We start from the raw sequence: 7661 nt of genomic DNA, 5'->3' as shown, positions 1-7661 counted from the left end.
GCCTTGAGCCGCTCCGCCCAGATCCTGGAATTTCTCGACCTCGCCGCCGTTCGCGATCGTCTTGCCGGCACGCTGCCCTATGGATTGCAGAAACGGGTCGAACTCGCCCGGGCGCTGGTGGCGGAACCGCGCCTGCTGCTGCTCGACGAACCGATGGCCGGCATGACAGCGAGTGAGAAAAGCGAAATGGCTGATTTCGTCCGCGCCGCGCGCGACCGCTTTGCCACCACGGTCGTCCTGATCGAGCATGATGTCGGCGTCGTCATGGGCCTGTCCGACCGTATCGCCGTTCTGGACTATGGCCGCAAGATCGCTGACGGCACCCCCGAAGAGGTCCGCAACGACCAGCGCGTCATCGATGCCTATCTCGGCATCGCCTCCGACAATGAGGCCCTCTCCTGTGATGAAGGAAGGGCGGGCATATGATCGCCGATTTCGACTACCAGTTTTTCATCGAAGTGCTCGTCGGCGGCCTGCTGTCGGGCGTCATGTATTCGCTGGTCGCGATCGGCTTCGTGCTGATCTACAAGACCTCGGGCGTGCTCAACTTCGCCCAAGGCGCGATGCTGCTGTTCGCCGCACTGACTTTCGTCAGTCTTGTCGAACGCGGTGTTCCGTTTGCACTGGCATTGGTGGCAACCTTCGCCATCATGGTGGTGATCAGCATCGCCATCGAGCGCACGGTGCTCAGGCCGCTCACCAACAAGCCGCCGATTACCCTGTTCATGGCGACGCTTGGCCTGTCCTACATCATCGAGGGCGCTGCCCAATTGATCTGGGGTACGCAGGTCCACGGTCTCGACCTCGGCATCGAGGACGTGCCGCTGGAAATCGGCGGCGTGCTGATCAGCCAGTTCGACATCTTCGCGGCGGTGGTCGCGGCCGGCATGGTTGTCGTGTTGTCGCTGTTCTTCCGCTACACCCGCATCGGCCTCGCCTTCCGCGCCGTCGCCGACGACCAGTTCGCCGCACTCGCGGTCGGCCTCAGGCTGCCGCTGATCTGGGCGACCGTCTGGGCGGCGGCCGGCCTCGTCGCGCTGGTCGCCGGGCTGCTCTGGGGTGCCCGCCTCGGCGTGCAGTTCTCGCTGTCGCTGGTGGTGCTCAAGGCGCTGCCGGTGCTGGTGCTGGGCGGCTTCGATTCCATCCTTGGCGCCATTGCCGGCGGGCTCCTGATCGGCGCCAGTGAGAAGCTCGCCGAGGTCTATATCGGCGACTATTTCGGCGGCGGCATCGAGAGCTGGTTCGCCTATGTCGTCGCGCTGGTCTTCCTCTTGATCCGTCCCTCCGGCCTGTTCGGCCAGAAGCTCGTGGAAAGGGTCTGACCATGGCCGCTATTGCAGCCGACTTCTCCGCGCCGGTGCTGCCGAAATGGATCGCGCCCGTCCTGTTGCTTGCCTTCGCCTATGGCGTCGTGCCGCTGATCGGATCGAGCTATTTGTTCGAGGCCATACTGCTGCCGTTCCTGGCGCTCGGTCTCGCCGGTGTGGGGTTGAACATCCTCACAGGCTATGCCGGCCAGGTCTCGCTGGGCAGCGCCGCCTTCATGGCGGCCGGCGCCTTCGCCGCCTATAATTTCAACTTGCGCGTCGAGGGCCTGCCGCTGATCGGCAGTATCGTTCTCGCCGGCATCGTCGCCGCTTCGATCGGCATCGTCTTCGGCCTGCCGAGCCTGCGGTTGAAGGGCTTTTATCTCGCCGTCTCGACGCTTGCCGCACAGTTCTTCGTGCAATGGGCGCTGACCAAGTTCAGTTGGTTCTCGAACAACTCCGCCTCCGGCGTCATAGACGCGCCGAGGCTTTCGATAGGAGGCTTCGCGCTCGACGGCGCCGTCGGCCGCTATCTCTTCGCGTTGACCATCGTCAGCATCCTCACCTTCCTTGCCTATCGGCTGGTCAGTTCGCAGACGGGACGAAACTTCATCGCCATCCGCGACAATGAAACCGCCGCCCGCATCATCGGCATACCGGTGCTGAAGACCAAGCTGCTGGCATTCGCCATCTCCTCCTTCATCATCGGCGTCGCCGGCGTCATCTGGGCCTTCGCTTATCTCAGGACAGTCGAGCCTGATGGCTTCGACCTCGACCGCTCGTTCCAGATCCTGTTCATCATCATCATCGGCGGCCTGGCCTCGATCCGTGGCGCCTTCTTCGGTGCCGCCCTCATCGTCGTGTTCCCGCTCGCCCTGTCGCGCCTTGGCGGCTTCCTGCTTGGAGACGTCTTTGACTCGGGCGTGCTCGACATGAGCCAGCGCATCGTGCTCGGCGCCCTCATCATCCTGTTTCTGATCCTGGAACCCGATGGGCTGGTGGCCCTGTGGGACAGGGTCCGAAGACGGCTCCTGTTCGCCTGGCAGTCGACCTGAGCCCCGCATTCACGCCTGAAAATGAACCAGAGGCCGAACCCAAGACGGCCCATACCGGGAGTACCCCAACCATGACCTTCCTCAGCACACTCAAGGCGGCAGCTTTGTCCGCGGCGATGATCGTGTCGGTGGCCTTGCCATCAGCCCATGCCGACGAACAATATTTCCCGCTGCAGAGCTATCGCGTCGGGCCTTATGCGGCCGGCGGCACCGGCTTCTTCGGCGGCTTCATCGACTATCTCAACCTCATCAACATCCGCGACGGCGGCGTCAACGGCGTCAAGCTGACCTGGGACGAATGCGAGACCCAGTATGAGGTCGAGCGCGGCGTCGAATGCTATGAGCGCCAGAAGAGCCATGCCGGCGCGGCCGCCTGGAACCCGCTCTCGGTCGGCATCGCCTACGCCATGATCGACCGCATCACCGCCGACAAGGTGCCGCTGATAACGGTCAACCACGGCCGCACCGATTCCACCGACGGGCGTGTTTTCCCCTACGTCTTCCCGCTGCTGCTCAACCCCTACAGCGAGACGTCGGGCATCGTGAACTACATCGCCTCGAAGGAGGGCGGCATCGACAAGCTCAAGGGCAAGAAGATCGTCGTGCTCTATCACGGCTCGCCCTATGGCAAGGAGACCATACCGATCTACGAACTGCTGGCGCAGAAATACGGCTTCGCCGTGCAGCAGATCGAAGTGCCGCATCCCGGCAACGAGCAGCAGTCGCAGTGGCTGACCATCCGCCGCGCCAAGCCTGATTTCGTCGTCCTGCGCGGCTGGGGCGTCATGAACCCGGTGGCGCTGAAGACCGCCGTTAAGGTCGGCTACCCCGTCGATCACATCGTCGGCAATGTCTGGTCGAACTCGGAAGAGGACGTCATTCCCGCCGGCGACGCCGCCAAGGGCTACACCGCCATCACCACCCAGGCTTCGGGCAATTCCTATCCCGTGGTGAAGGAAATCGTGAAGACCGTCTACGGCGCCGGCAAAGGCAACCTCGAGGACAAGTCCCGTATCGGCTCGGTCTACCACAATCTCGGCATCGTCAACGGCATTCTCAACGTCGAGGCGATCCGCGTCGCCCAGGAGAAGTTCGGCCACCGCACGCTGACCGGCGACGAGGTCCGCTGGGGTTTCGAGCATCTCAAGCTCGATCCGGCCAAGGTCGAGGCGCTCGGCGCCAAGGACCTGTTCCACTCGATCAATGTCAGCTGGGACAACCATGAGGGCGAGGGCTACGTCACCTTCCAGCAGTGGGACGGCAAGAAGTGGAACGTCGTCTCCGACTGGATCGCCCCGGACTGGGCGCTGCTGCGGCCGATTATCGAAAAGTCCGCCGAAGCCTATGCCGCCGAGAAGGGCATCAAGCTACGCACCGCCGACGATGCCAACGCAGTGACCACCAACTGATCAACAGGCCGGGTGCCGCGGATGCCTTCCGCGGCGCCGGGCCGGTTCGGTTCCGACAAGTACGGAAGACAGTCATGCCCGACACCGAAATCATCCTTGCTGTCGACGCGGTCCACGCCACCTACAACCACGCCATCACGGCGCTGCACGGCGTCAGCTTCGAGATCAGGCGCGGTGAGATCCTGGCGCTGCTCGGCGCCAATGGCGCGGGCAAGACCACCACGCTGAAGGCCGTCTCCAACCTGCTGCCGGCCGAACGGGGCCAGGTCAACGCCGGCACCATCCGCTATGAGGGCTCGGATGTCGCGCGCCGCAAGCCCGGCGATCTGGTGCGTGCCGGCCTGGTGCCGGTACTGGAAGGCCGCCACTGCTTCAAGAGCCTCACCGTCGAGGACAATCTGGTCGCCGGCGGCATCGGCCGCGGCGGCCGCCGCGCCGAGATCAGCGCCGACCTCGAACGGATCTATGCCTTTTTCCCACGTCTGAAGGAAAAGCGCCGGACCTTGTCGGGCCTGACCTCTGGCGGCGAACAGCAGATGACGGCAATAGGCCGGGCGCTGATGTCGCGGCCGCGCTTGCTCGTGCTGGACGAACCGTCGATGGGGCTCGCCCCGCTCATCGTGCAGGATATTTTCCAGACGTTGAGGAAACTCAACAGCGAGACCGGCCTGTCGATCCTGGTCGCCGAGCAGAACTCGGCGGTAGCACTTCGCTATGCCGACCACGCCACCGTGCTCGAAAACGGCGTCTCCGTGCTCTCCGGCACAGCCGCCGATCTCCGCCAGCGCGAGGATATCAGGGCGCTCTATCTCGGCCAGCAGCCGACGCCCGCCCCCAAGTCCCCCCATCTCCATGCCGTTGCCTGAACCGAAATTTGAAGGAGCAATGAAATGACCGTCTCGACCGTCAAGACCGACCATGCTTCCGCCGCCGTACCGCCGGTCGCAAGGCCCTCGGCGCCGGCACATATCATCAGGGACGACGCCGAAGCGATCGCCGTCGCCCACGCTCTGGCCGCCGAATTCGTCAAGGATTCGTCGAAGCGCGACCGCGAGCGAATTTGGCCGGTAGCCGAACTCGACGCCTTTTCGCAAAGCGGCCTCTGGTCGATCAACGTGCCCAGGGCATTCGGCGGTCCCGAAGTCTCCTATGCAACGCTGGCCAAGGTGATCGAGATCATCTCGGCGGCCGATTCTTCGATCGGCCAGGTCGCGCAGAACCATCTCGGCGTCGTCGCCGCCATCCGCACCGTCTCCGACATCGAGCAGCAGAAGCTGCTTTTCGCCGAGGCGCTGAAGGGCACGCGGTTCGGCAACGCCTTTTCCGAGTTCGGCTCCAAACGCGCCGCCGATTTCGAAACCCGCTTCACCGATGCCGGCGACCATGTCGTCGTCAATGGCCGCAAATTCTATTCCTCTGGCGCGCTGCTCGCCCATCTGGTGCCGATCGTCGCGCTCGATGACGAGGGCCGTGCCTGGTATGCTATCGCCGATCGCGGCGCGCCGGGCCTGACGGTCGTCGACGACTGGTCGAGCTTCGGCCAGCGCACGACGCTGTCGGGCACTGTCATCATCGACAATGTCAAGGTGCCGAAGACGCATCTGGTGCCCGGCTACAAGGGCTACGACAAGCCGACCGCCGACGGCGCCATCTTCCAGATCATCCAGGTGGCGGTGGATACCGGTATCGCCCAGGCGGCGATCGACGAGACGGTCCACTTCGTCAGGACCAGGAGCCGCGCCTGGATCGACAGCGGTGTCGACAATGCCTGGGACGATCCCTACACCATCCAGGCGATCGGCGACCTGACGCTGCGCCTGCACGCGGCGCAGGCGCTGCTCGAAAAGGCTGGCCACGCGATCGACAAGGCGGTGGCCGAGCCGACCGCCGAGATCGTGGCGCACGCCCAGATCGTCACCGCGGAAGCAAAAATCCTGTCGACCGAGATCGCCATTGCGGCGACGAACAAGCTGTTCGAACTGGCCGGCACGCGCTCGACATTGGCCGAGCACAATCTCGACCGCCATTGGCGCAACGCCCGGACGCACACGCTGCACGATCCGGTGCGCTGGAAATATTCGATCCTCGGCAAATATTTCCTCAATGGCGAGAATCCGCCGCTGCACGCCTGGAGCTGATTTCCCACCGGCGGCCGGACGCGCGCCATCGTCGATACGGTCATCGCCAAGTGATTTCGCCCTGCCGGTTACCCCCTTCGGGGTGCCGGTGGCGGGGAAAGCTTACGCGCAATTTACGACCATCGGCTACACCGGTTCCTGTCTGATTCGCCCGGGACAGGAACATCATGAGCAAAGCCCTCACATCCTTCGCACTGGTCGCGGTGCTGACCGCCTTGCTCATGGCGCTCAGCCTGGCGGTGGCCAGGCACGGCTATCCCTATGGCGCCATCGGTGTGAGACGGCTTGACGGCATCGCCGATGCCGGCACGTTCATTCCACTTGCCGCGGTCTATTTCTTCAGCGCCCTGCTGATGATGCTCCTGCCGATCAGGGCAGCCAGCATTGTGCTGACCAACGCCGCGGACGCGATCTTCTGGACCGTCATCGTACTGTTTGCGGCTATCCTTGGCTGCCTCGTCGCCAGATGGGCTTTCGGTCAGCGGGATGTCTTGTGGGCGGTGCTGAACTGGCGTTTCCTGTTTGCGGCCGCGATCATCGGCTGCCACTTCGTCATGAACGAGCTGCGCCGCAACGTGCTGCTGCGCAGCCTGTTCTTCGTGATCTTTGCCGTCGCGACGCTGGCCTGCCTGTTCTGGTCTTTCACGCTCTGAGCGTGAATGTCGCCGCCTGCCTAACTCGGTGATTCGGCGGCGATGTTGGCGGCAGCCGTCTCCATCCACGTCCAGAGATAGGCGGCGAGACCGCGATCGACGTGGATGCGCAGCTTGCCGTCATGGCGATAGACGATGGCGCTGATGCCGGCGAAGGATAGCGCCGCGCTGGCACTTGGCTGCCTTGGGTGGAGCGTCGTTCCACGCGCGATGAAAGCATCGAGTGCCGGGCCTTCGGCCTCGAACACCTGCAGCCCGGCGCCGATCGCCGTCACCGCGAAGCCTTCCGCGTGCCAACCGGCGGCAAGGGCAAGCGGCGTGTTCGACACGGCGAGCAGCCGGTCGCGCGCCAGCCGCGCGCCATAGCGGTCGCCCTGAGCCGCGCCAAGGGCGCCCACGCCAGTCCCGTCCATGTCGGACAGGCGAGCCCAGGCGTCGAGGTCGCCGCTGACCAATATCTGGTCGAGGCCAGGGACAGCGCGCACCGCCAGGCCGGGTGAATTGATGGTCGCCGACGGCCAGTCCGGCGCGACAGACCATTTTTCCGCGAGATCACGCATTGAGCCGGTCTCCCGACGGGTCGTAGGCGCAAGGGGCGGCGATCGTCGCCGTCCCGAGCTTGCCGAGATGTTGGATTTCGATCGTTTCGCCGTGCCGCGCCGCACCCCGTTCGATCAGGCCAAGCGCAATCGGCTGGCCGAGGGTGGGGCTCTGATAACTGGAGGTGACAAAGCCCTGACTGTGCAGTCTGCCATCGCTCCGCTTGACGCCATGCGCGCCGGTTGGCAGAGGCGCTTCGCCTTGCGGCACCGTCAGGCCTACAAGCTGCAGGCGGTCGCCGCGCGAAGCCTCCTCGGTGAACAGCGAGCGGCGGCCGACGAACTCGCTCTGGCGCTTCGTCCGGGGACCCGCCACACCGAGATCGTGCGGCAGCGTGGTGCCGTCAGTGTCCTTGCCGATGACGATGAAGCCCTTCTCGGCACGCAGGATCATCAGTGCTTCGAGCCCGATGAGAACGGCATCGAACGCCTGGCCGGCCTGGCGCAGATGCGCCCACAAAGGTTCGGCGCGGTCGGCCCGGATAGAGACTTCATAGCTC

9 protein-coding genes are annotated in these 7661 nt (G+C 64.4%); 7 read left to right on the top strand and 2 right to left on the bottom strand.

All coding sequences use genetic code 11. The features are described 5' to 3' along the window. The 7 genes from EOA36_RS20380 to EOA36_RS20350 form a co-directional block, all read left to right on the top strand. Positions 1-426, top strand: a 426-nt coding sequence (locus EOA36_RS20380) for an ATP-binding cassette domain-containing protein (protein ID WP_145969235.1), incomplete at its 5' end; no start/stop codon positions are given. After that, positions 423-1322, top strand: a complete 900-nt coding sequence (locus EOA36_RS20375) for a branched-chain amino acid ABC transporter permease (RefSeq protein WP_127279155.1) — start codon at positions 423-425, stop codon at positions 1320-1322. The genes EOA36_RS20380 and EOA36_RS20375, both read left to right, overlap by 4 nt. Before the next feature lie 2 nt (positions 1323-1324). After that, positions 1325-2362, top strand: a complete 1038-nt coding sequence (locus tag EOA36_RS20370; RefSeq protein WP_127279154.1) for a branched-chain amino acid ABC transporter permease — start codon at positions 1325-1327, stop codon at positions 2360-2362. Between the two features lie 71 nt (positions 2363-2433). Further along, positions 2434-3771: an ABC transporter substrate-binding protein gene (locus EOA36_RS20365; RefSeq protein WP_127279153.1), complete on the top strand. Its 1338-nt coding sequence runs from the start codon at positions 2434-2436 to the stop codon at positions 3769-3771. Positions 3772-3845: 74 nt separating this feature from the next. Continuing rightward, on the top strand, positions 3846-4637 hold the full coding sequence (locus EOA36_RS20360) for an ABC transporter ATP-binding protein (protein ID WP_127279152.1): 792 nt from the start codon (positions 3846-3848) through the stop codon (positions 4635-4637). A 24-nt stretch (positions 4638-4661) separates the two neighbouring features. After that, positions 4662-5909 (top strand): SfnB family sulfur acquisition oxidoreductase, encoded by a 1248-nt coding sequence (locus EOA36_RS20355; RefSeq protein ID WP_127279151.1) that lies wholly within the window; start codon positions 4662-4664, stop codon positions 5907-5909. Between the two features lie 167 nt (positions 5910-6076). Next, positions 6077-6562 carry a hypothetical protein gene (locus tag EOA36_RS20350; RefSeq protein ID WP_127279150.1) on the top strand — a complete coding sequence of 162 codons (486 nt, stop codon included), beginning with the start codon at positions 6077-6079 and terminating at the stop codon, positions 6560-6562. Positions 6563-6582: 20 nt separating this feature from the next. On the opposite strand, the gene EOA36_RS20345 is transcribed toward EOA36_RS20350, so the two are convergent. Both EOA36_RS20345 and EOA36_RS20340 read right to left on the bottom strand, forming a co-directional pair. After that, complete coding sequence (locus tag EOA36_RS20345) at positions 6583-7122, bottom strand: hypothetical protein (RefSeq protein ID WP_127279149.1); 540 nt, start codon at positions 7120-7122, stop codon at positions 6583-6585. After that, the coding region (locus EOA36_RS20340; RefSeq protein ID WP_281040068.1) for a glycine cleavage T C-terminal barrel domain-containing protein at positions 7115-7661 on the bottom strand (547 nt) is incomplete at its 5' end. The genes EOA36_RS20345 and EOA36_RS20340, both read right to left, overlap by 8 nt.

Origin of the sequence: Mesorhizobium sp. M8A.F.Ca.ET.021.01.1.1, assembly GCF_003998025.1 — a bacterium.
Taxonomy (GTDB): domain Bacteria; phylum Pseudomonadota; class Alphaproteobacteria; order Rhizobiales; family Rhizobiaceae; genus Mesorhizobium.
The sequence above is the reverse complement of the archived record's forward strand: the minus strand, read 5'-3'. Positions and strand labels throughout refer to the sequence as shown.